Raw genomic sequence first — 23,703 nt, 5'->3', positions numbered from 1 at the left:
ACGGTCCAATAGACATAATAAAAGAAGCCGTTAATAAGGCATATGTCACATCATCTTTTCTAGACATATTTCCAGAAATCAATATGGACTTCATGATAATTTGTTTCATGGAGGGGTGCTAGCTCATTCGAACGAGGATGGCAATGATTGCATGGATAACTGTCTTCTTTTCTTTCGTGGTAATCGATTTCGTGAGGTGGCCTGCAATGGAGCTGATGCAGCCGGCCGGCGTACTGCCGATGCATTCCTCTGCTTGAGACATATTTCCAGCTGCGGCAGCATGATTGCACTGCGCTGATGACGGTTGACCCTACTGCGCCTTTAGCGCAAGCTGTCATAGTAGAAATGATGGCTGGAGCAACCACAGGAAATGCTTGAGTTGATGCTTCGGAGTCTGCTCCTTCCATGGCAGGCTCACAGTCTTTCAGTGTGGATATTATCTCCTGTCTTCCCATGAAAAGTGCAACGCAGGCAAGTGAACTAACTGAGCCTATCGGCCCCCTGCGCGGCGCATGAAATTTTCTCCCTAGGGTAGGTGATGTGACACTTTACTTCTTGCTTGCAGGAATAACAAGGTTATTTAATTAGTTTAATTGTAAAATATCATGACTGATATCATTTTATCTTGATGGAAAGATCATAATATCTTGCATTTGAGCTGACTCCATGCATGGATGAGATCCAGTGTGATATCATCCAGCCGCTTATCGCGCTCCTCGGTGACGCCGTAGGCTGAGCTGCAAGCTGGGCTCTTTGACGTTGACTAATCGTGAATAAAGCGCTCGGGCACTGACAGTGCCGCTTTATGGAGTAGCAGCTTCGTCACTGCAGCGCCCTGAGCTAGACGGTTGCCGGTCGGGATGGCGGTGCCGTCGATGAGAGTCGTTTAATCCCACAATCTCACAACGGTCGATGTTGTCATGTGTGCGCATGGTTGTGCATGTTTGTCAAATGTTCATGGGCTGTGGCGAGTGTATGTCTATGGTCCGTTACTGGTGCTCTTAGTTGACCCGCTAAAGTCTCGGTGAGCAGCAAAATATCTGTTAATTGATGTCGGTGGCGGAACGGACTCCCATCGCGATGAGGACCATGCCTCCGCAGCGATTAATGACGTTTCGCCACCGTGGGATATTGAGCCGTGCGGTCATCAGTGTCAGGCCGGTCGACCATACGCCCAGCCATACCGACATCACTGTGACGTGAACCCCCGCCACACTGAGCATGGAGGAGACACCGACCTCATGCGCTGGGAGGAATTGTGGCGCCAAAGTGAGGTATACCGATGCTGCTTTGACGTTGAGTAGATTGGCGAAGAATGCGTCTCTGGTGTGCTCGAACACTCGGCAGTCATTGGCGGTCACCGACCATGCCTCGGGCACTGACTAACGTGAAACTCGCCCCTGGGCTGACGACCACCGGGGTGACCGCCACGGCGAAGCCAGTCAAAGCGGTGATCGTCACCATGACGCCCTCAACAACCCTCTCCCCGGAGCGCACCTATCACGCATCGAAATCTATGGTGACTGACTCTGTGGTGGCCCGTGACTGGCAGGTCAACACGAAACCGTCGGCTACTTCGTCGGGTTCTAGGGCGTAGTTGTCAGCCATGTCGACCTGGCCGTCCACAAGCCGCGCCCGGCAGGTGCCGCATACTCCGCCAGCACAGGCGAAGGGCACATCGGCTCGCACTCTCAAAGCAGCATTAAGCAGGGTTTCCCTGGCTGAGCGTGGCGATTCCACCTCGCTGGTGAGTCCGTCCAGGGTGAATCGGATGGTGGTCGTCTCGCCGGTCGGGTCAGCTGCCACCGGGGCGCCCGTTTCGGTGCGCGCCCTGGCTGTTGACGCCGACGCAAACAGTTCATAACGGACTTTCTCCGACGGGACACCCCGCCGTGCCAAATCGTCCCGGACGAGTTGCACTAACTCGAACGGACCACACAGAAAAAATTCATCGACCTCTGCGACCGGCACCACCACATCGAATAATTCGCGAAGTTTCACATCGTCAATCCGCCCCGAATGCCACGGGCTGGACCGCTGCTCCCGTGACAATACGTGATGGACGGCGAAACGCGCCGGGTAACGGTCTTTCAGATCCGCTATTTCTTCCACGAACATCACATCGTTCGCTGTCCGATTAGCAAAAACTAAGTCAAAAACAGCACGCGGGGATCGGTGAAGCACCCCTCGGGCGATCGCGACGATCGGGGTGATCCCTGACCCGGCAGCCACCGCGAGATATCGACTCGTCTTGTCCGCTGCGACCAGACCCTCGGCATCGTCCCCGTCTCCGACCCCACACCGACTGATAAACCCACCGCGTGGGCTCATCGCTTCGACCGTCATACCCGGCTGCAACGTCTCATTCGCCCAGGTCGAGAAGACCCCACCGCGGTCTCGTTTGATGGCGATCCTGATCTCCCCGACAGCTGGGGGCCCGCACAACGAGTAGCTTCGCCGTACCTGCGTGCCTCCCACCTCAGCCCGCACCGCGACGTACTGGCCGGGGTGATGATCAAACACAGGCACCAGCTCCGGCGGGACTATCAAAACCACCTCGACGGCGTCGTCGGTGAGGCGACGTACCTCCCGGACCGTCAGCGGATAAAAGTGAGCGCGCCCCACCGCGGAGGACGACGAAACAGTAGAGGACGACGAAACACTTGAGGGCGAAGACACGGCAGGAGACGACGATAGGGCAACCATGATCAGAGCACCTTGAAATAGTCGAAAGGTTCCAGACAATCCCGGCAGCTGTAGAGCGCCTTGCAGGACGTCGACGCAAAACGTGCCTTCTCCACGGTGCGTAACGACCCGCAATGCGGGCATCGCACCGACAACGCCAGCGAGCGCGGGACACCCGGTTCGGTCCGTACGGCGGCGGAGCCACCCACCGGAGGAGCGATCCCATAGGCCGCCAATCTGTCCCGGCCAGCCTGGGTCATCCAGTCGGTGGTCCACGCTGGGGAAAGCACCAGTTCCACCTGCGCGTCGTCGAATCCCCCCGCTAGTAGTGCCGCCACCACGTCCCTGCGGAACGTCTCCATCGCCGGGCATCCCGAGTATGTCGGGGTGACCTGCACGAACGCCGTACGGCGAAGCACCCCGTCAACCAGGCGCGAGTCGACCCGCACCGACCGCAACACCCCGAGATCTGCGATGGTGAGCACCGGGATCTCCGGGTCGGGCACTGCCGCGGCGAGATCCCAGGCACGCGCCTCGTCGAGATCAACATGTCCGCTCACCAGCTGGCACCTGGGTGCTGTCGAGCCAAAACCTGCATTTCGGCGAGCAGCAGGCTCAGCGATTCCCGGTGCACGCCCTGCCGTCCACCGGTGCGGGCCGCTGGGAGGGTGGGCCGCACCAGCTCGGCTTCGGCGAGGAGCCTGCTCAGTCGCTCCTCAAACTGGGCCCGTAATGCGCTGGGACGCACCGCCACCCCACCGTCAGTCTCGCCGATCACCCCGAGGCGGTCGATCAGCTCGTCGTCGGTGAAAAGCTCCTCGACGTACGGCCAGACCACGTCGAGGCCCTGCTGCATCCGACGTGCCGACTCCGGCGTACCCACCCCCAGCCGCAGCGTCCACTGCCAGGCATGGTCGACGTGATACTCGACCTCCTTGACCGCTTTGGCAGCGATCGCCGCGAGCACCGGGTCACTGCTGTGCTGCAATGCGTCATACAGCCCGAGCTGAGACAGGCTGACGATGATCTGGCGGGCGATGGTCTGCCCGAAGTCGCCGTTGTCGAGCTGCACGAGGTGGACACATCGGAAATCCGGTGCGTCTCGAAAAAACGCCAAGTCGTCTTCGGTGCGGCCCTCAGCGCTGCCCGCATAGGTGAGCAAGCTGCGGGCATGACCCAGCAGGTCCAGCGAGATATTCGCCAGGGCGATGTCCTCTTCCATCTCTGGGGCCCGAGACACCCACCAGGACAGCCGTTGGGCGAGGACCAGCGCATCGTCACCCAAGCGCAGGGCGTAGGCGGCGACATCCGGCCCGGGAAGCGTCGCCGTCACTCCCGTCCCTCCCGTCACTGTCGGAGTTGTGGGTGACGGTGACAGCTGGTCGGGGCGCAGGCGCATCGTGGAGGTTGAGCCGCCGTTCACAGATGCTTCACCCCCTCTGACAGGGTGTAATACGTCGCATGCCGGTAGTCCTTACCCTGAGCTGACTCGAAAAATGCCCCTTTGTGGTCCGGGTCGGAGGTGGTGATCGCCGCTGACGGCACCACCCACACCGACACTCCTTCGCCGCGGCGGGTGTAGAGATCACGGGCGTTGCGCACCGCCATCGCCGCGTCCGGGGCATGCAACGACCCGGCGTGCACATGGGACAACCCCCGTCCGGATCGCACAAACACCTCCCACAACGGCCACGTGCTGCCATCCGGGAACTGCGGGTCGACGTCGTTGTCGCTCATAGGGGCTCCAAAGATTGAGGCGGGGAGAGGTAGGGAGGCGTCGGCTCAAACGCCTTTCATCGACGCGTCACGCTGATCGGAGGTGCGGGCGGCGTAGGCAGCAGCGGCATCGCGCACCCAGGCGCCATCAGCGTGAGCGGTACGTCGACGTTCCATCCGTTGCGCATTGCACGGGCCGTGCCCGCGGAGCACTGACGTGAACTCAGCCCAGTCCAGTTCGCCGTAGTCGTAATGGCCGCGGGCTTCGTTCCACGCCAGGTCAGGGTCGGGCAGAGTGAGTCCGAGCGCTTCAGCCTGCGGGACGATCATGTCCACGAACCGTTGCCGCAGCTCGTCGTTGCTGAACCGTTTGATCTTCCAATCCATGGACTGGCGACTGTGCGTCGACTCCCCGTCCGGCGGGCCGAACATTTGCAATGACGGCCCGTAGTACCGGTTCACTGCGTCCTGCGCCATCTCTTTCTGATCGGGGGTGCCATGTGACAACGCGTGCAGGATCTCCCACCCTTGGCGTTGGTGGAAACTCTCTTCCTTGCAGACCCGCACCATGGCACGGGCGTAAGGGCCATAACTGCACCGGCACAAGGGCACCTGGTTAGCGATGGCAGCACCGTCGACGAGCCACCCGATCGCGCCCACATCCGCCCAGGTCAACGTGGGATAGTTGAAGATCGAGGAGTATTTCGCGGTGCCATCGAGCAACTGCTGCACCAGGGTGTCTCGCGGCGTACCGAGGGTTTCGGCGGCGCTATACAAGTAAAGGCCGTGACCGGCTTCGTCCTGGACTTTGGCGATGAGGATCGCTTTGCGTCTCAGACTGGGAGCGCGGGTGATCCAGTTTGCTTCGGGCTGCATCCCGATGATTTCGGAGTGGGCGTGTTGGCTGATCTGCCGAGTCAGGGTACGGCGGTAGCCATCGGGCATCCAGTCGCGAGGTTCGACGCGGGAGTCTTCAGCGATGAGGCGGTCGAAAGCACCGTGTGCTGACGCAGCATCGTGAGGTGCCGGGTCGTGACGCTCTGCGTCATGCTGCGCCGGGTCGTGCTGCACCGGGTCGTGACGCTCTGCGTCATGCTGCGCCGGGTCGTGCTGCGCCGCATTCGAGGGGTCGGGGGCAAGTGCGCCGACCGCTGTGGGGGTGTGCGTCATGGCGGTCACCTCGGGTTCTGGCGGGGGTGGTGCTCAGCGTCAGGGGTGTCGTCGTACGACGTCAGGACAGGACGCTACGCGGTGAACGCCCCGAAATGGCTGTTACGGCTTCGACCAACCGCCCGCCGCCTCATCCCCGCCCCTGCACTCAACTCCATGTTTTGGCGCTGGACGTCCGAATCAACGGTGCTGTGGGTGGGGATAACAGGTGTTCAGTGTGGGAGAGGGGATGGTGGCGAGGGCGCTGGCGAGGGGATGGTGGCGAGGGCGCGGACACGGGTGAGCGACGTCACGTCCTCGCCCTGGAGCCATGACATGAGGCCATGACCTGGAGCCATGACCTGGAGCCATGACGTGGAGCCATGACCTGCAGCCATGACCTGCAGCCATGACCTGTGGCCATGACCTGTGGCCATGACATGAGGCCATGACCTGCAGCCATCACATGGCCCGCGCCGACCAGGTCCTGGCCGCCTCGATCCGTCGCGCGATGACCTCCGGGTGGAACAGCTCTGGCCACGTCACATGTACGACGTACCATCCTGCTGCACGAAGATCCTCATCACGGGCTTTCTCGGCGCGTAGCAGGCGTTGCCGGGTGTGCTCGTTTCCGCTGGGACCAAGCTCGTACTTGCCCATCCCGTCGAATTCCAGTGCGATTCGGGTCCCTTCGATGACCAGGTCGATCCGGCAGACCCGGTGTCGTAGGCCCGCGTCGACCTGCGCGCGGGTGACATGTCCCAGCTGGTGAAGCACCCATCGCAGCAGGCTTTCTCCGGGGGATTCCGCCAACGGATCGACGAGCGCCACGGCGGCTTTGACCTGCGTCAGGCCTGGCGCGTGGGCGTAGCGTTTCACCGCTGCGGCGAGTTCGTCGACAGTGAGCATGGTGCGGCGGAGTGCCTGGTCGGCGGGGACCAGCAAGGCCCCTGGTCCCCACTGTTTCCCGGTTTGGACGAGGGCATCGGCGAGGGTGACTCGATGGGGGTGTGCCGGGTGCGCCCCGTGCCGGGTGGAGACGTCCGCGGCGTGGAGGACGTGGTCGCTGCGGCGTCGGAAACTCCGCGCGTGGAGGGCTGTGACGTGGACTTCGTCCCAGGGCACGTCGTGCAGTGGCAGCCCGGCGAGGGCGAGTGCGCTGTGATGACTGGCTACGGCTCGCCCGGCGTACCGGTGCAGGACGGCTCGGGTGGTCCTGATGTGCCGTTCTTCGGGGCGCAGGTCGGGGCGGGGCAGGCCGTATGTTGCTCGACCGATCCGTTCGATGGCGCCGTGTCGGAGCAGGGCGCTCAGGTCACGGTCGGTGTGTCCGAGTCGCAGGATCTCGCTGCGGGGCAGGTCGCCGCGGGTGCGGAGCACATGGGGTAGGTCGTGTTGCATGAGGTCAGGGTGCGGGTTGGGGGCGCGTCGTACGGGGTGAGGGGGTGGGGGCTGTGGACAACGCGGTCGGCCGCGGAGGATCTCTTCGTTGGGGTGCGGGTGTGGTCGGGCGACAGCAAGGGCTTTGGCGAGACTGGCCTCCTTCTTCCTCCACTTCCCGCCGTATTGCAGTGGGCTGTCAGTGCTTGATGCAGGAGTCGAGTGGTGCGGGTGAGGGGGGTGTGAAGTGCTGTTGGTATGAAAGCTCTGGTGCCGATGAGAGGATGACGATGTGACCAGCAGTTCTCTGTCGTTGAAGTCGTCCGATGAAGGTGCAGCGTCCGAGAGTGGCGTTGACCGTGGCCGCCGCCGTCGCCCGGGGTATGACCGTGAGTCGGTCCTGGCCGTCGCCGTAGAGGTGTTCAACACCCATGGCTACGACGGTACGTCGATGGGGGTGCTCGCCAGACGGCTCGGGATCTCCAAGGCGGGTATCTACTATCACGTGGACAGCAAGGAGGACCTGCTGGCTAGAGCCTGCGATCGCGCGCTGAGATCGCTGGAGGAGGCGCTGGACGAGGTCATCGCCAGTGAGGGGTCGGCGCGGGATCGGTTGGAGTTGTTGTTGCGGCGGGCGGTGCAGGTGCTGCACGACCAGCTGCCCTATGTGACCTTGTTGTTGCGGGTGCGGGGCAACACGGAGGTGGAGCGGGCGGCATTGGAGCGGCGTCGTCAGTTGGATCATCGGTGCGCTGAATTGGTCGATCAGGCGCGGGCGGAGGGTTCGTTGCGGGCTGATCTTGATCCCCTATTGACTATGAGATTCGTTTACGGCACGGTGAATTCGTTGGTCGAGTGGTATCGGCCTGAGGGGGAGCACAGCGTCGAAGAAGTGGCTGACGCGTTGGTGTCGATGGTCTTCCGTGGCCTTGAGGTCCACGGCGGGGTTCCCGACTGACGCGTGAGCCGCTGAATGGCGGGGTGCGGGCTGAGCTAGTGACCGGCCGGGGAGGTGTCATCCTTCCCGGTCGGCGTTGTGTCTGACCAAAAAAAGGGGGGTGTGGGGTCTCGCTGCTGGTCTGGTGTGTCCGGACAGGGCAGGCGGGCATCTCCGGCTGTCGGTGCCGGTGGCGGCATCAGGCGGGGGGTAACTCACATCAACTAACTGAGAATGAATATCATTCCTGGGTACTGACCCACTCACGAGAAAGGCAACGGTATGACGCGTACACCCCTGTCCTCACCGACCCGGCGTCTGCTCACCGTCGTCGCCGCCCTTCCACTGCTATCCCTCCTCAACGCCACCTCAGCCACCGCCGGACCTGCCGACGGCAAGACAGTGGCCGCGCATGTCCACGTCGACGCACCGAAGACGTTCTGGAAGAACGGCACGTTCGCCCTCACTTCCGAAATCGGCGGCACGACCTACCCCCTCGCCAAAACCGTTAACCACCTCCCCAAGGGGTACGACGAAGAGGGCCGTCCGCAATATCTCTTCACCGTCCCGGACAAGGCCCCTGAACTGGCCTTCCTCGGGGGCGTCGGCAAGACCTGGTGGATGGCTCCCGCCGAACAAGCCCGCAATGCCACCATCTGGGCAGGGTTCGGTGCGGACACCGGCATCCCCGCCAACACCTTCCGTGACAGTTCGTTCTCCCTGGACCTGCTCGACGTCGACGGGCCAGGACAGGTGGAGTTCTTCTCCTGGTATCACGACGAAGGACAGGAGTACGGCGGCCTCACCCGGCTGCTCTCTAGCCATGACCTCGCCTACCGCAGCTCCGCGCTGGAACCAGGCAGCCACAACCACATCACCACGCTGTTCTCTAAGCCTGGCCACTACCGGCTGACCTTCCGGACCACGGCCCGTCACGTCAACGGATCACTGATCACCTCGCCGCCCACGACCATGGACTGGCAGGTCGGTGGTCCCACTCCCTCCGCCCAAGCCACCCCCAGCACTGAGGCTCGCTACAACGCTGCTCCCGCTGGTCAGGTGCCCGCCAGCTACACATTCGCGATCACTGACGAGAAGTCACCCGAAGGGCAAGACAAAGCTGCTGCCGGGCGGCTCAGCCGGTGGCGCTTCGCTACTGGTGACCGCTCCACTGGCACCGCCACCGTCCTCATCGACGGCTACCACATGGCTGACATCCCGGTCACCAATGGCGTCGGACAACTCGTCCAACTCCCCTCCGTGGACGCAGCCCGCTACCAGGTGGTCTATACCCCCACCAGCGGTGGCGTTCGGTGGATTTCTCCGGAAGTGACCTATCGCCGCGGCGGATCCGCGCAGACCACTGCCGCCCAAGGGACCGGGACGTTCCCCCAACCACGCCCTGACCGGCCCGCTCCCGCGGCGCCCCGCGATGAGGTCACTGTCGCCGCCGACCGTCCTTACACCGCGACGGTCGAACCAGGGAAATACAAGAACACCATGCGGGTCACCGTCGACTTCAAAGACCCTGCCATTCGAGGTTTCGCTCAACTCGGTTTCTACGATAAAGGCGAAAAATATCCCACCGCGAGCTGGTTCGGCACCATTCACCAGGGCAAATGGGAAACCGTCATTGAAGGTGCGGACAGCGTCCAAGGCCTCAACGCTCGACTGGGCTTCGTGCCGCACGCCACGATGAAAAACCTGCGCTCGCACCAGCTCAACCTGACTGACAGCTACGAGGTGGGTCGCACGTACGCCGGCAAGGGGGTCGCTCCACGCGGCACCACCGACCCCGCACGGACCCCGTCAGCCCGGCACGCTGCTCACCTGAGTAGCTACTCGGGAGCTGACGCCGCCCCGGCCGCCTTGGTCCAGCGCAGCAACACCGAAGCCGTCGCTGCTGCGCCCGCCCCGGGACGTCTCATCCTGGACAAGGGCCACCTTGATCTGCAGGCCCTCCTCACCGGCAACACCTTGACCGCCAAGGTCAAAGACGAAACCGGCATCGCTGGCCCCGGGGCGGTCCAACGTGACATCGCCACGGTGGCCCTGGGTGTGCAAAACCACGCCAAAACCACCCGGACCTCGTCCATGAGCAGCAAAAACTGGGATTTCCTCGGGCCAATCGGGTCGGTCAATTACATCCTCCCAGCGACCCAGAAAGCCGGTCTGATCTGGCCGGGGTATTCCACCGAAACCATCGACTACAGCCAGCTCAATGGTCCAGTGACCTTGACGCTCGACAAGGTTTCCGGTCCCGGTGACGTCAAGCTCTTCGCCATGGGGTCATTGGGCACCGGGCCCTCGCTCCTGGTCGACAGCAGCAAACCAGGGATGAACACCATCTCAATGCCCACGGCCGCGCACGTGCACAGCGGTTGGGTCTTCAGCAAGCCTGGTGTGTACGACGTGGCAGTGCGTTACACCGCCAAGAGCAAAGCCAACGCTGCGCTCGACAGCGGCCGGCACACCTTGAGGATCCTGGTCGGTAAGGACGCCATCGACGCCGCAGGAGGCGCACGTCGATGATCCTGTCCCGCTCACACGGGCACCACGGCGTCCCGGGCTCGCGTCATGTACGACGTGGGCCCGGCGACGCCGCGCCGTACCGCCCCAGGACCACTCCGATCCTGGTGGCGCTCGTCGGTGTCCTCGCGCTCCTCGCCCCGACCGCATGGCACCCCCTGACGGCGAGCGCTGCTGGTCCGTTGGTCCTTGATGCCGGTCACGCTGACGTGTTTGACGTGGCCGCCCAGGCAGGTAAGCCGATCCTCAGGCTCCGAGAGGATGTCACCGGCCAGCATGTCGTTCACCGGCCGGAGAGTGTCCTACTGACGGTGAAGCAGAAGGCATGGTCTGACATTCCTGCTGGTTATCCGGGTGCTCCGGCGGGTTATCTCTTGCCGCTTTCTCAAGATGCCGACCTGCTCTGGCCGGGGTGGAACACCCTGGAGACGCGGGCTGCCGGTTTTGGGCCGGTGGATATCGTTGTCACCGGCGTGAGTGGCCCTGGGAACGTCCATGTTTTTTCCCAAGCGTTCGACGGATCTGCTGAATCGCTGCTCACCGGGGGTGGATTCACCCTTCCCGGGACGATCCGGGTGGAAGAACCAGCACACGTCCACGCGAACTGGGTGTTCAGCGCGGCCGGGACCTACACGATGACGGTCAAAGCGGTCACGACGCACCGTGGGGCCCGGTTGGAGACGGCGGCGTCGACGTACACCTGGCAGGTGGGGGCGAAGAACGAGCCCACACCGACCCCCACTTCACCCCCCACACCGACACCGACGTCCACTCCTGAGCCGACCGCGACCCCAACTAGCACACCGACAACGGACTCTCCCACCCCGACGACACCAACTCCGCCTCCGAGTGACTCCGCGACCACCCCTGGTCCGGTCGCGCCGCCGCCACCGCCGCCACCGCCGCCACCGCCAGCTCAACCGGCACCCCCAGCGCCTCCGGCCCGGCCGGTGGCTCGGCCCGCGACTGGTGCAGTGGCGTTTAGTAAGGGCCACACTGATCTGTTCTATGTCACCCCGCAAAGGGGTGGATTAGACATGATGCTCCGGGAAGACATCACCGGTTCCGGTGTCCTGCGCCGCCCCGAAGATGTCCGACTCCTCGTCGGGGATAACGCTGTGATGACCGTGCCCTCGGGGCTCCCCGAAGCCGGTCGACAAGCTTACGTACTGCCCATCACCCAGAACCCTCAGTTGTTGTGGCCAGGGTGGAGCACTGAACCGCTGCGGGCAGCGGGAATGAGCGCCGCCGATATCGACGTCACCGTCACTGGTCCTGGACGGGTTTCCTTGTTCAGCACCGGATTCGGCGGGAAGCCCAGCAGTGTCCTGACCAGCGGATCACTGCAGCTCCCGGGCCGGATCCAGGTGCCCACGCCGGCTCATGTCCACGCCAACTGGATTTTCTCCGCGCCAGGCACCTACACCCTGACCGCACGCGCCACCGCTCAAGGACGACAGACCCGTACGGCGACGTACACCATCGCGGTGGGACGCACCGCCGTCGCCGCTGCTGTCCCCACGGTGAGCAGTGTCGACGGGGCATCCCCAGCGTCATATACCGCACCGTCAGCTGGTGCGGCCGCGCTTGCCCCAGCCGCAGCTCCCGCTGGCACAGCTCTCACCGCTGCTGCCAAGACGGTCGCTAACGGTGTCTGCGCCGCCCACGGCAACCGGCCTGGAATGCCACAAGGTGCTCTCACCGAAGGGCATTTCGATGTGGGAGCCCAGCTTGTTGATGGGGCCCTGAAAGCAGCCGTCAAAGATGACCGAAAAGCTCCACCGGTGTGGACCGATCCGGCCAAGGTCTTCTTCGGGTTGACTGACCGTGCCAAACATCAAGCGCCTCCCGGGCTGGAATTCATCGCCGCTGAAGGCCGCGACATCTGGATGATCGGCTCCACGCAGGAAGCCGGTGTGCCCTGGGTGGGAGAAAACTCGCAACACCCCAGCATCGTGAACGGCACCAGCGGGCCCCTCACCATCAGGGTCACTGGGGTCACCGGACCAGGCAAGGTCGCCCACTTTTTGCCCGGACCGTTGGGCAGCGGTGTGGGGACCAGGCTGATGGACACGGTGGGTGGGCCCACCAGCTACACCATCCCCGCCAACACTCACCAGCACGGCATCTGGGTGTTTGACGCTCCGGGGGAGTATCGGCTCAACCTCACCCAGGAAGCCACCACCACAGCCGGGAAGAAGATCAACGCCACCACCACCCTCACCGTGGTGGCCGGTGGTTGCACTGCTGAACCGGCCGGGGACGCTGCTGTCCCCGCCGTTAAGGACACCCCGCAGGATCCCGCCGCGATGGCATTGACCGGCCAGAACGTCCTGCAAGGGTCGGCCCTGACCAACACCTTGTTGATCCTGCTGGTCGTGCTCAACCTCGTCCTGCTCGGCATGGTCGTCCGCGGTCGACGCACTCGCCCACCCGGCAGTGACGACCCTGACACGACAGTGCCCGCGTCGTGATCGCCGACACTCCAGCCGGGGAGGGCCGCCCCACGGGCGGTCCTCCCCGGCGTCGGCGCCGTACCAGCGGCATGGCGCTGCTCGGAATGCTCCTCGCACTCACCGGCTGCGCCGTTCCCAGCCACACGGGCACCACCCCCGGTGTCGTCGGCAGCTACGACGGCGCCCGCCCCGTCCGGGTCGTCGCCACCACCCCACTGATCGCTGACATCGTGCGCAACGTCGGTGGCGACCGGGTCCAAGCCACCGCCATGGTCCCCATCGGTGCCGACCCACACGCCTACGAACCAGGGTTGCGAGCCATCCGTGACGTCGCCTACGCCGACCTCGCCTTATCCAATTACTTGATGTTGGAAGAGCACTCCCTCATCCAAGCAGTCGAAGCGAATATCGCCCCCGGGGTGCGGCACGTATCCCTCGCCGAAGGGGCCACCCGCCACGGTGGACAAGTCATCTCCCTCACCGAAAATGCTGCTCTAGACACCGTGTGGCTAGGCCTGCGGGTCGTCGGCACTGGACAATCCCGCGGCGCCACCCGCGCTTCCAGCGTGCGCCTGCGCGCCACCGATGTCGAAGGACCCGGAGCGCTGTCGGCCTATGTCACTGAAACTTTCGGTAACCCCCGGGTCTTCTTCGACTCCGGGGACGGCATCACCCGTGGCGACGACGCCAGCGACCAGGACAGCATCACCCTCCCGGTCGACGCGCACACCCACATGTCCTGGGCGTTCACCGCCGCTGGAATCTACCGACTCCACCTCAAAGCTGACCTCATCACCAGCAGAGACAGCACCCCTGTCCCGCTCGGGACCACCGTGGTCACCTTCGCCGTGGGTGTCGACCCGCACAGCGCCGTACGACGGCCCGACGCGACCGTCCTCACCCGCGAGCACGCCGACCTCGGTGTCGACGTCGACACCGGCACCATGGTCGCCCGAGTCGACCCGGCCCGCCGGCCAGGAAGCCCCGGCGGACCCGACGGGACCCGCACCCTCGACCCCGCCAATGTCGTCATCGACGTCCCCACCAAAGCGTTAGCCCCAGTCCCCGCCGACCCCGCATTCCGGTTCATTGCCCGCCCCGGCACTGAGGTCTACCAGCTACCCCAGGCCGTACTTGGTCGGCATGTCCACGGCCAGATCGACCCCCACCTGTGGATGGACGTCCGCAATGTCAAGGCCTACGCCCACCTGATCCGCGACGAACTGCAACGCCTCGACCCCCCAGGCAGCTCGACGTACCGAGAACACACCGACCGCTACCTGCGGCAACTCGACGACCTCGACGCTGAGGTCGCCCGAGAACTCGCCGCAATCCCACCCCAACGGCGACACCTCGTCACCACCCACGACTCGTTCGGTTACCTCAGCCACGCCTACGACCTGCCCGTCGCCGGGGTTGTCACCCCCAGTCCCGCCACCGAACCCAGCGTCGCTGACCGGTCCCGACTGGTCCGCACCCTGAAAGACCTCGCCGTACCCGCCGTCTTCGTCTCACCCACCGAACTACGCACCCGCTCCGTGCTCGTCGACGTCGCCCGAGATATGGGACTGAAAGCCTGCCCGCTGCTGTCCGACTCGTTCACCCCGGACGTGCACAGCTATATCGACCTGATGCGTTTTGACGCCCGCTCCCTGAGGACCTGCCTGACATGACCTCCACCACCGACCCAGCCCCACCGGCACATCCCACCCGACACTGGCGCCTGCCTGCACTCGCCGCCGTAGTCACGCTGCTCGTCGCCGCGTCCACCACCACCGCCGTCGCAGAAGACACCGACCCCTCGCTGCGGCAACGAGTCGATGCCGCCGAAAAAACCGTCGTCGGGACACCCGCTGTCATTGATGCTGGACATGTCGACCTAGGACCTAAAAAAACCGACGGCACCTGGCAGTTGAACCTGCGCGATGACACCGTCCAACCACCAGTATGGCGACGCCCCGAAGACGTCGTCCTCCGCGTGAAAGACCAGGCCACGCTGCCCGCACCCGGTGGAGACCGCTATCACTTCCTGGGCGTGGATGCGGGCACACCGGTCCACGTCGTGCCACAAACCCAAAACTCGCAAACCATCTGGGTGGGATGGAACACCCAAGACCCCGCCGTCGTCGCAGAACTCTCCCGCGGGGCGAACCTGCGACTCCTCGGTACGTCCGGTCCAGGCGCCCTCGTGCTCTTCCTGCAAGACGGTGCCTTTGGTGGGGCTCGACCCTTGTGGGACAGCCGCAAACCGGCGCCGCAAGACATATGGGCCGAAACCAACACCCACGTGCACGCCAACTGGGTGTTTACCCGACCCGGGGCGTACGCCGTGACCGTGCAAGTCCGTGGACACACCCACGACGGGACAGCGCGTGGCGCACAAGCCACGCTCCGGTTCGCCGTCGGAGACGCAGTGAAAGAAGACGAAGTCAGGGCCTTGGCTGCTCCGCGCACCGATCCCGCGCATGCCGCCCTCACCCCCACCGCGGGCGAGTCGGGGGCCAGCGGGACAGGCCGCACTGACAACCCCCCGTCAGCTGGGGTCTGGCCGGTCATTGGCGGGGTCGGAGTGCTGGCTGCGCTCGCGGCTGTCGGTGGGGTGCTCACCTGGCGGCGGCGGCGTACCTTGCGGGAACAAGCCCAAGCCGCGACTACGGACACCGGGGCTGACTCAGCATCCACGTCATCAGCTGAATCACCCGTCCACGAGGTCACCGATCGGGGCGGACGATGAATCATCCCGTTGACGTCACCAATCTGGCGGTCACCTTGGGTGGGCGGCCCGTTCTGGAGGACATCACCCTGCAAGTGGGTCAAGGTGAACTCGTCGGTCTGCTCGGGCCCAATGGTGCCGGGAAAACCACCCTGTTCCGGGCCATGCTGGGATTGGTGCCGGTGACACGCGGCCAGGTGAGTATTGACGGTCACACGGACGTCGATGCCCGTCGTATCGCCTGCGGCTATGTGCCGCAACGCCATGACGTGGCCTGGTCGTTCCCGATGAGCGTGCATGACGCTGTCCTTGGCGGGCGGGTGCGACGCGTCGGGTGGCTACGGCGAGCAGGCACGGAGGACTATCTGGCCGCGCAACGGGCTTTGCATCGAGTGCGCATGGAACACCTGGCGGACCGCCCGCTCGGGGAGTTGTCCGGTGGGCAACGGCAACGGGTGCTCATCGCGAGAGCTTTAGCTGCTGAACCTCGGGTGTTGTTGCTCGACGAGCCGTTTACCGGCCTGGACATGCCCACTCAAGAGGTCCTCACCGACCTGTTCCGCCGTCTCGCGGAGGAGGGAGAAGCGCTGCTGATGTCGACTCACGATCTGACCGGAGCCGCGGCAAGCTGTGACCGGATGGTGCTGATTCGCCGTCGCGTCATCGCTGAGGGCTCTCCGGCGCAGCTGCGGGACGCTGAACCTTGGTCGCGCACCTTCCAAGTGCGGCTGGACTCGCCGTTGCTGGCCGGTTTGGGCCTGGTCCTCCCGGCAGCGGAAGGCGCCCCTACCGTCGCTGAATCTGTCCCTACCGTCGCTGACCTTGATCCCACCGCAGGTTCGGCCTCTGCGGCCGACCCTGAATCCACTGACGCCGCGGACCTGGTCGCCGCCGGGAGCACCCCTCTGGAGGGATCATGCTGACCCCGTGGGAGTTCCTCACCGATCTCACCAATCCGTTGTTAGCTTTCTTGCCGCGAGCGCTGCTGGTGTCGGTGCTGGCGGCAGTGGTCTGCGGGGTGGTGGGCACTCATGTGGTGTTGCGGGGAATGGCGTTTGTCGGGGATGCCGTGTCCCATGCGGTCTTTCCTGGCCTGGCGGTGGCCTTCCTCACCGGGGGTTCGTTGCTGCTCGGCGGCCTGATCGCGGGGGTGGCAACTGCGGTGTTGGTGACCGTGTTCTCGCAGAATCGGCGAGTGTCGGAGCAGAGTGTCGTCGGGGTGTTCTTTACGGCGGCGTTTGCTTTGGGGATCGTGATCATCTCCAAAGCGCCTGGATATTCCGGATCGTTGACGAGTTTCTTGTTTGGGTCGATTAGTGGGGTCCCGGCCACGGATGTGTACGTCGTGGCGGGGGCGACGGTGCTGATTGTCGGTGCGGTCCTAGCGATCGGTCCGCAACTGGTGGCGGTGTCTTTTGAGCGGGAGACGGCTCGGGCGTTGGGTTTGCCGGTGTTTCTGCTCGATTTGGCGTTGTATCTGCTGGTCACATTCAGTGTGGTGATTTCGATCCGCACCATCGGCAACATCTTGGTGTTGGCTCTGCTGGTCACGCCAGCGGCAACGGCGCGGCTACTCACCGAACGGTTGGCTCCGATGATGCTGGCTTCGGCGGGTTTCGGGGCTGGTGCTGCGGTGCTCGGGATCTACCTGTCGTGGTCGTTAGACCTCCCGGCGGGCGGGACCATCGTGTTGGTGTCCTCGGCGCTGTTTTTTGTGGCCTGGGTTGGTGCGCCGCGGCACGGCTGGTGGGCGGGGCGGGTCAAGAGGGGACGTGGAGGGACTTCCCAGGTGTCGTCCGGCCTGCAGTGACACCCTGTGATCAGGCCTGACTTCCTGATGGCCTCGGAGCTGTGCCGGGGGATGCCTCGGTGGAGGGGTCGGCTCAGATCATTGGTTTTCTGCTCGATAGGGACTTCATGAAATCGGTTGAGGTTGAAGGCTCGACGTTGATGTCGGGGATGGCTCAGGCGCGTCGACCCAGCGGCCCATGGCTGGTGATGGGGGCTGTGGTGGGGACCACCCTGCTCGGTCAGGGTTTCTTGGCGGTGATTCCTGACCCGGCAGCGGGGACGAAGCCGTTCTGGTTTGAGGCGGCGTTGACCTTCGGTTTCGCCGTGCAGTTGCTCCTCTTGCTGGCGTGGGTGCGTTATCGGGAGCAGCGTCCGCTGGCGTCGCTGGGGCTCGCCACTCACGGAGCGGGTCAGCTCTTCTTGCGGGGCGCGGGCATCGCGGTGGCCTTCTCCACGATTATCGTCCTGCTCAACGTGATGACCGGTCACGCAGAGCTGACGGACTTCTCCGGCGCAGCATTGCTCCCGGTCGCGATTTTGCTGATGGGTTTCATGGTGCAGGCCAGCACTGAAGAGATCATGACTCGCGGCTACATCATGCAAGGTATCGCCTGGAAAAAGGGGATCGTCGTCGCGATGGTCGTCCAGACTGTCGTGTTCACCGCGCTGCACCTCGGCAACAAAAACATCAACCCGATGGCGGTCCTGAACCTGGTCCTGGTGTCGGTCTTCCTGGGGTATTGGGCATTGGCGGAGAATGGTCTGTGGGGGGTGTGCGCCTTCCACGCGGTGTGGAACTGGTCCCAAGGCAGCCTGTGGGGCTCACCGGTCTCCGGGATGTACGGCGGGACGTCACTGTTCCGCATGGTCCCTGACCCGACCACTGGTGCACTGCTCAGCGGCGGCTCCTACGGCCTAGAAGCCAGCGTCTTGGTCACGGTGGTGCTCTCCGGGGGCATCGTGGTCGCTTACCGGGCCTACCGTCGACGTACGGCGGCCTGACCTGACCGACAGCTCAAGGTGCAGGCGCCGACCCTCGACGGGGTCGGCGCCTGCACCGCTGTCGGTGCCGCTTATTCCTGGGTCGGAGGTAGTGGCCAGGTCTTCGCGACCAAGGTCAGTACGTCGTACGTCGCGACGATCTCACCATGCTGGTTATGGAGCACCGTGTCCCAGACGACCTCGCCGTAATCGTCGGTGACACGAGGGGTGATCCGTTTTGCGGTGAGGGTCACCCGGATCGCATCGCCCGCGCTGACCGGGGTGCGGAATCGCAGATGATCCAGCCCATAGTTGGCGAGGACCGGCCCTGGGGCCGGGTCGACAAACAGCCCGGCAGCCCACGACACCAGCAGGTATCCGTGCGCGACAATCCCTGGGAAGAACGGGTTCGCGGCGGCCGCCTGCGGGTGGGTGTGCGCATAAAAAGTGTCACCAGTCTGGTCGGCAAACCCAGCGATATCCTCCGGGCGGACCGGTCGCAATGATGACGCATACGCGTCACCGACCCGCAGATCCACCAGCGATTTCCGGAACGGATGCACCTCGTCCGGGGAACCGCCGTACGTCGGGTCGCCAGCGCACCGTCGACGCGCACCCGGATGCCACACCCCAGTGACCGCCGTCAGCATGTCCGGTGACCCCTGCAAAGCGGTGCGTTGCATGGTGTGCAGGATGGCCCGGACCCCGCCGAGTTCTTCGCCACCACCAGCTCGACCCGGCCCGCCGTGGGTGAGCATCGGCATCGGTGACCCGTGACCGGTGGAGGTGCGTTCGTCCTCACGGTTGAGGATGAGGACCCGACCGTGGTGCGCAGCGATCCCCAGGACAAGCCGACGAGCCGTATCGGGGTCATTCGTGCAGACCGTCGCCACGAGCGACCCGCCGCCCCGCGCCGCTAGCGCCACCGCCTCATCGAGAGTGCGGTAGCCGACGATCCCGCTGATCGGCCCGAACGCTTCCATCGAATGCAGGACAGCGTTGCCTGCGTCAGCCCACCGGAACAGTTTTGGCGTCATGAACGCCCCCGACCCGCCGAGATCATCGGACAGATCACCCCACACCAGTTCACCGCCGGATGCAGCCATCCGGCGGGCCCGCTCCGCGGTGGCCTGCAACTGGTCGGTGCTGACCAGCGCGCCCATGGTGGTGCCGGTGCTGCGCGGATCCCCCACGACGCGACGCTCCAGCGCTGCCCCGATCGCTTCAGCGACCGCGTCCACCATCGACGTCGGCACCAGAATTCGCCGTACGGCGGTGCACTTTTGCCCGGCCTTCGCTGTCATTTCCACCGCCACTGAGCGGACAAACGCGGTGAACTCCGGGCTGCCCACCTCAGCGTCCGGGGCGAGGATCGCTGCGTTTAACGAGTCAGCTTCACAGGTCAACCGCACCCCACCCTCCACGACGTGACGGTGACCTCGCAGACGATGTGCCACCGCAGACGACCCGGTGAATTGCACCGCGTCCCGATGGTCCAGATACTCCAAGAAATCCACCGCGCCGCCGCTGACCAGTTGGATCGCCCCATCAGGGAGCACCCCGGACTCCAACATCATCCGGACAGCCGCCTCCGCGAGATACCCGGTCTGCACGGCCGGTTTCACAATGGACGGCACCCCCGCGATGAACGCTGGCGCAAACTTCTCCAACATCCCCCAGATCGGGAAGTTGAACGCATTAATCTGCACCAAGACCCCTGGGATCCGGGTGTAAACGTGCGTCCCCACAAAGCTGCCGTCGGGGGAAATCACTTCGATGCCCCCGTCGATGATCAGATTGCTGTTGGGGAGCTCCCGGCGTCCTCGACTGGACATAGTGAACAACACCCCGATGCCACCATCGACATCGATCATGCTGTCCGCCCTCGTCGCACCAGTCGCCGCACTCAAGTCATACAACTGCTGCTTACGACCCGGATCATCGAGATATAACGCCAACTCTTTAATGAGCAGCGCCCGTTCGTGCAACGTGGTGCGGCCCAGACGTCGGCGGCCCACCGATCGGGCATGATCCACGGCCGCCGCGACATCCAAACCTGTCGTCGACACCCGGGCGATCACATCCCCCGTAGCCGCGTCATGGATGTCCTCAGCAGTCACTGCTCCTGAGGGCTGCCACCACCGATCGGCGACATAGCTGGGGACGACGGCGGGCACAAGCTGTGGTGCTGTCATGGCGTTCCCTTCCCGAGGAGAGTCCACAGGGGTACGACGAGTCACCAGTCGTAAAACCCCTTGCCGCTTTTCTTGCCGAGTTCACCGCGGGCGACCTTGTCGCGCAGGATCTGCGGTGGGGTAAAGCGATCACCGAGAGTGGCGTGCAGATGTTCTGCGATGCCGAGCCGAACATCTAATCCGACGATATCGGTGGTCCGCAACGGACCTACCGGATGCTTGTAGCCAAGTTCCATCGCCCGATCCACGTCCTCCACCGACGCCACCCCCTCCTGCACCATCCGCATCGCCTCCAACGCCAGATGCACTCCCAAGCGACTGGACGCAAAACCCGGACTGTCCTGAACCACCACCGCAGACTTGCCCAACCGATCCACCCATCCCCGCGCCACCTCCACCAGATGCGCCTCCGTGCGCGGCCCGACGACCACCTCTACCAACGCGCTCGCGGGGACCGGGTTGAAGAAGTGCAAGCCGAGGAATCGTTCGGGGTGTTGCAGGGATGCAGCCAGGTCAGCGATGGACAGGGCGCTGGTGTTGCTGGCGAGGCGGCATTGCGCGCTGATGCGGGTTTCGACGTCGCGCAGGACCTCTTGTTTGAGGCTGAGATCTTCAGGGATCGCTTCGACGACGAGGTCCCGGTCCGTCAGGTCGGCGAGGTCGGTGCTGAGGGTGGTGCGTTGCATGCACGGTTCGGCGTTGTCGAGGCGGCCGCGTTCCACGGACGCCAGCAGGGTCTGATCGAGCCGGGTTCCGGCAGTGTGCACCGCAGTGGGGGAGGGGTCGACGATGATGACGTGGCTCCCGGCGAGGAGGAAGGCGTGGGCGATGCCGACGCCCATGGTGCCGCCGCCAAGGACACCGACGCGGGTGGGGAAGTCGCTCATCGGGGGCCTCTCGTGGCTGGAGTGTCTGGTCAGGCTGGAGGATCTGGTCAGGACCGTTCGAGGAGGAGTGCTGCTCCTTGGCCGACGCCGATGCAGAGGGTGGCTAAGCCTCGCTGAGCGTGGTCGCGGTGCATGCGGTCCAGGAGGGTGAGGGTGATGCGGGCACCGGAGTTGCCTAAGGGGTGCCCGAGCGCGATAGCGCCGCCGTCGGCGTTGACGCGAGGATCGTCGTCGGCGAGTCCCAGACGGCGCAGGCAGGCGAGGGATTGGGTGGCAAACGCCTCGTTGAGTTCGATGGCGTCGAGGTCGTCGAGATCCCAGCGCGCACGGTCAAGGGCGCGTCGAGTCGCCGGGACCGGCCCGATTCCCATGATCTGGGGTGGTACGCCGGCGACGGCGCTGGTGACGACGCGGGCGCGTGGGGTCAGATTGTGGCGGCGTACCGCCTCTTCGGACGCCACGATCAGGGCGGTGGCGCCGTCGTTGAGGGAGCTGGAGTTCCCTGCGGTCACGACACCGTCGGGGCGGACGACGGGGCGGAGCGCGGCGAGATCGTCGAGGGTGCATTCGCGCGGTCCCTCATCGGTGGTGACGGTGGTGCGGGCTCCTTTCCGGCCGGTGACCTCCACTGGGACGATGTCGTCGGCGCCGTGTCCGGCGGCGATGGCGTCCAGGGCGCGGCGGTGGCTGCGGACGGCAAAGGTGTCGGCGTCGGCGCGGCTGATCCGGTCGATGTCGGCGAGTTCTTCAGCGGTTTGTGGCATGGAGTATGTCGTCTTGCCGCCGCGACTGAGTGGGCCCGTGGTCAGCCGCGGGTTGACCAGGCGCCAGCCGAGGGAGCTGTCGACGATCTCTCCGGGTTTGGCGTAGGGGGTTTCGGGTTTGGCGAGGACCCACGGGGCGCGAGACATGGATTCGACCCCGCCAGCGATGACAATGTCGGCAGATCCGGCCCGAATCATGTCAGCGGCGAGGGCAATGGCGGATAGCCCGGAGGCGCACAACCGGTTGACGGTGATGCCAGGCACGGTGTCAGGGAGCCCGGCGAGGAGCCAAGCTAAGCGCGCGACGTTGCGGTTTTCCTCGCCAGCGCCGTTGGCATTGCCGAGGATGACATCGTCGACGGCTTCAGGGTCGAGGTGGGCGCGGTGGAGCGTTGCCCCGATGACCAAGGCGGCGAGGTCGTCGGGGCGGACCGCAGCGAGGGCTCCGCCGTAACGGCCTACCGGGGTGCGGGCGCCTCCGACGAGGTAGGCGTGGGTCATGACTGGGGCTCCTGGCGGACTCGACGACTATGGCGAGGTGGACTGGGGTGCAGCGAGTCTCATGTGGTGACCGGCCGTTGGGGAGCAGGATCGCACAGCTCGGAGTCTGGAAGGCTGTTCTCGGGGTGGTCGCTTTGGGGCCGGTCGATCGGTTCGAGGACCAGGCGGGTGGCGAAGAGAATCATGGTGGCCAGGAGAGCGACGGCGATGAGGGAGTACAGCGCTGCCGAGACTGGTTCGAGGCGTTGGCCGCCCATGGCGATACCGACAGCGAGTTCGGCGCCCCCACATCCGGCCAGAATCCCGGCGATGCGGTGCAGGTCGCGGCGCTGCCAGGCGGTCATCAGGGCGGTGATAACGAGCGCGGTTGTTGCCAGGGCCAGGATGATCCGAGTGATCTGGAGGCCGACCATCTGGTCGGATTCGATGATCCGCCAGATGGGCCAGCCCAAGCATCGGGTGAAGGAGCCTTCGGCGGCGGTGAGCACTCCCGTGAGGTGCATCACGATGGTGGTGCCGACAGCAGCCCAGGCGCATTGTCCGGCGCGGTCGAAGTGGATGGCATAGGGGATGCGAGGGGCGGCGACAGCGCCGATGATGAGGGCGGCCATGGCGATCAGTGAGGCGGCGAGGTCGACGACGCCCCAGGGACGGCTGAGGCCGTGCAGCACGATCTGTCGGCCGAGGATGGCGGCGATGGCTGCGCCGGCGAGGGCGACCCAGGGTGCGATGCGGGCGAGGGATCGGCGGGGGAGTCGTCGTCCGGCGAGGGCAGCAGCGGCGATGGACAGGCCGCAGGCGATGGAGATGACGCGGTGGGTCCATTCGATGACCGGGTTGAGGTGGGCGCCGGGGGTGATCCGGTCGGGGAAACACCCAGGCCAGGTGGGGCAGGCCGCCCCGGATTCGGTGGCGCAGACGAGAGATCCCATGGCGACGGTGGCGATGGTCAGGGTGGTAGCGATCCGGTAGGTGGTGATGGTGCCTCGGGGGTCGGGCATGGGGGTGCTCCTGGGGGT

The 23,703-nt window shown here is 64.7% G+C and carries 19 protein-coding genes; 8 read left to right on the top strand and 11 right to left on the bottom strand.

Features of this window, described 5'->3' with window-relative positions:
- Positions 1-1,043: 1,043 nt before the first annotated feature.
- From KEM60_RS07150 to KEM60_RS07120, 7 genes are all read right to left on the bottom strand, one after another.
- On the bottom strand, positions 1,044-1,361 hold the full coding sequence (locus tag KEM60_RS07150) for a LysE family translocator (protein ID WP_219106829.1): 318 nt from the start codon (positions 1,359-1,361) through the stop codon (positions 1,044-1,046).
- Positions 1,362-1,500: 139 nt separating this feature from the next.
- Entirely contained in the window at positions 1,501-2,706 is a 1,206-nt protein-coding gene (gene paaE, locus KEM60_RS07145; protein ID WP_219106828.1) for a 1,2-phenylacetyl-CoA epoxidase subunit PaaE, read from the bottom strand.
- Between the two features lie 2 nt (positions 2,707-2,708).
- Positions 2,709-3,245, bottom strand: coding sequence for a 1,2-phenylacetyl-CoA epoxidase subunit PaaD (gene paaD, locus KEM60_RS07140; protein ID WP_370626319.1), 537 nt, complete (start codon positions 3,243-3,245; stop codon positions 2,709-2,711).
- A complete protein-coding gene (gene paaC / locus KEM60_RS07135) occupies positions 3,242-4,084 on the bottom strand; it encodes a 1,2-phenylacetyl-CoA epoxidase subunit PaaC (protein ID WP_219106929.1) in 843 nt (280 codons plus the stop codon). The genes paaD and paaC overlap by 4 nt, the downstream gene beginning before the upstream one ends.
- Before the next feature lie 20 nt (positions 4,085-4,104).
- On the bottom strand, positions 4,105-4,422 hold the full coding sequence (gene paaB / locus KEM60_RS07130) for a 1,2-phenylacetyl-CoA epoxidase subunit PaaB (RefSeq protein WP_219106827.1): 318 nt from the start codon (positions 4,420-4,422) through the stop codon (positions 4,105-4,107).
- Positions 4,423-4,467: 45 nt separating this feature from the next.
- Positions 4,468-5,571 (bottom strand): 1,2-phenylacetyl-CoA epoxidase subunit PaaA, encoded by a 1,104-nt coding sequence (gene paaA / locus KEM60_RS07125; protein ID WP_219106826.1) that lies wholly within the window; start codon positions 5,569-5,571, stop codon positions 4,468-4,470.
- A gap of 441 nt (positions 5,572-6,012) precedes the next feature.
- On the bottom strand, positions 6,013-6,951 hold the full coding sequence (locus tag KEM60_RS07120) for a hypothetical protein (RefSeq protein ID WP_219106825.1): 939 nt from the start codon (positions 6,949-6,951) through the stop codon (positions 6,013-6,015).
- Positions 6,952-7,222: 271 nt separating this feature from the next.
- Here KEM60_RS07120 and KEM60_RS07115 point away from each other — a divergent pair, with 271 nt between their 5' ends.
- The 8 genes from KEM60_RS07115 to KEM60_RS07080 all read left to right on the top strand — a co-directional run bounded on the left by KEM60_RS07115 (position 7,223) and on the right by KEM60_RS07080 (position 18,358).
- Positions 7,223-7,888, top strand: a complete 666-nt coding sequence (locus KEM60_RS07115) for a TetR/AcrR family transcriptional regulator (RefSeq protein ID WP_219106824.1) — start codon at positions 7,223-7,225, stop codon at positions 7,886-7,888.
- Positions 7,889-8,149: 261 nt separating this feature from the next.
- Positions 8,150-10,399: a choice-of-anchor M domain-containing protein gene (locus KEM60_RS07110; RefSeq protein WP_219106823.1), complete on the top strand. Its 2,250-nt coding sequence runs from the start codon at positions 8,150-8,152 to the stop codon at positions 10,397-10,399.
- The gene (locus tag KEM60_RS07105) at positions 10,396-12,870 is read left to right on the top strand and encodes a TIGR03773 family transporter-associated surface protein (RefSeq protein ID WP_219106822.1); all 2,475 of its coding nucleotides are present in this window, start codon (positions 10,396-10,398) and stop codon (positions 12,868-12,870) included. The genes KEM60_RS07110 and KEM60_RS07105 overlap by 4 nt, the downstream gene beginning before the upstream one ends.
- A complete protein-coding gene (locus KEM60_RS07100; RefSeq protein WP_219106821.1) occupies positions 12,867-14,525 on the top strand; it encodes an anchored repeat ABC transporter, substrate-binding protein in 1,659 nt (552 codons plus the stop codon). Before KEM60_RS07105 ends, KEM60_RS07100 begins: the two co-directional genes overlap by 4 nt.
- The gene (locus KEM60_RS07095; protein ID WP_219106820.1) at positions 14,522-15,586 is read left to right on the top strand and encodes a choice-of-anchor M domain-containing protein; all 1,065 of its coding nucleotides are present in this window, start codon (positions 14,522-14,524) and stop codon (positions 15,584-15,586) included. The genes KEM60_RS07100 and KEM60_RS07095 overlap by 4 nt, the downstream gene beginning before the upstream one ends.
- Complete coding sequence (locus KEM60_RS07090) at positions 15,583-16,488, top strand: anchored repeat-type ABC transporter ATP-binding subunit (protein WP_219106819.1); 906 nt, start codon at positions 15,583-15,585, stop codon at positions 16,486-16,488. The genes KEM60_RS07095 and KEM60_RS07090 overlap by 4 nt, the downstream gene beginning before the upstream one ends.
- Entirely contained in the window at positions 16,482-17,375 is an 894-nt protein-coding gene (locus KEM60_RS07085; protein ID WP_219106818.1) for an anchored repeat-type ABC transporter permease subunit, read from the top strand. The genes KEM60_RS07090 and KEM60_RS07085 overlap by 7 nt, the downstream gene beginning before the upstream one ends.
- A gap of 41 nt (positions 17,376-17,416) precedes the next feature.
- Positions 17,417-18,358: a CPBP family intramembrane glutamic endopeptidase gene (locus KEM60_RS07080; protein WP_219106817.1), complete on the top strand. Its 942-nt coding sequence runs from the start codon at positions 17,417-17,419 to the stop codon at positions 18,356-18,358.
- Between the two features lie 71 nt (positions 18,359-18,429).
- Here KEM60_RS07080 and paaZ read toward each other — a convergent pair whose 3' ends face one another.
- From paaZ to KEM60_RS07060, 4 genes are read right to left on the bottom strand one after another with little or no spacing between them, the layout of a single operon-like run.
- Positions 18,430-20,532 carry a phenylacetic acid degradation bifunctional protein PaaZ gene (gene paaZ, locus KEM60_RS07075; RefSeq protein ID WP_219106816.1) on the bottom strand — a complete coding sequence of 701 codons (2,103 nt, stop codon included), beginning with the start codon at positions 20,530-20,532 and terminating at the stop codon, positions 18,430-18,432.
- A gap of 41 nt (positions 20,533-20,573) precedes the next feature.
- Positions 20,574-21,419 (bottom strand): 3-hydroxyacyl-CoA dehydrogenase family protein, encoded by an 846-nt coding sequence (locus tag KEM60_RS07070; protein WP_219106815.1) that lies wholly within the window; start codon positions 21,417-21,419, stop codon positions 20,574-20,576.
- 47 nt (positions 21,420-21,466) lie between these two features.
- On the bottom strand, positions 21,467-22,684 hold the full coding sequence (locus KEM60_RS07065) for an acetyl-CoA C-acyltransferase (protein ID WP_219106814.1): 1,218 nt from the start codon (positions 22,682-22,684) through the stop codon (positions 21,467-21,469).
- A gap of 59 nt (positions 22,685-22,743) precedes the next feature.
- The gene (locus KEM60_RS07060; protein ID WP_219106813.1) at positions 22,744-23,685 is read right to left on the bottom strand and encodes a hypothetical protein; all 942 of its coding nucleotides are present in this window, start codon (positions 23,683-23,685) and stop codon (positions 22,744-22,746) included.
- Between the last annotated feature and the right edge of the window lie 18 nt (positions 23,686-23,703).

The organism is Austwickia sp. TVS 96-490-7B, assembly GCF_019331795.1.
In the GTDB taxonomy this organism is placed as follows: Bacteria; Actinomycetota; Actinomycetes; order Actinomycetales; family Dermatophilaceae; genus Austwickia.
The sequence above is the reverse complement of the archived record's forward strand: the minus strand, read 5'-3'. Positions and strand labels throughout refer to the sequence as shown.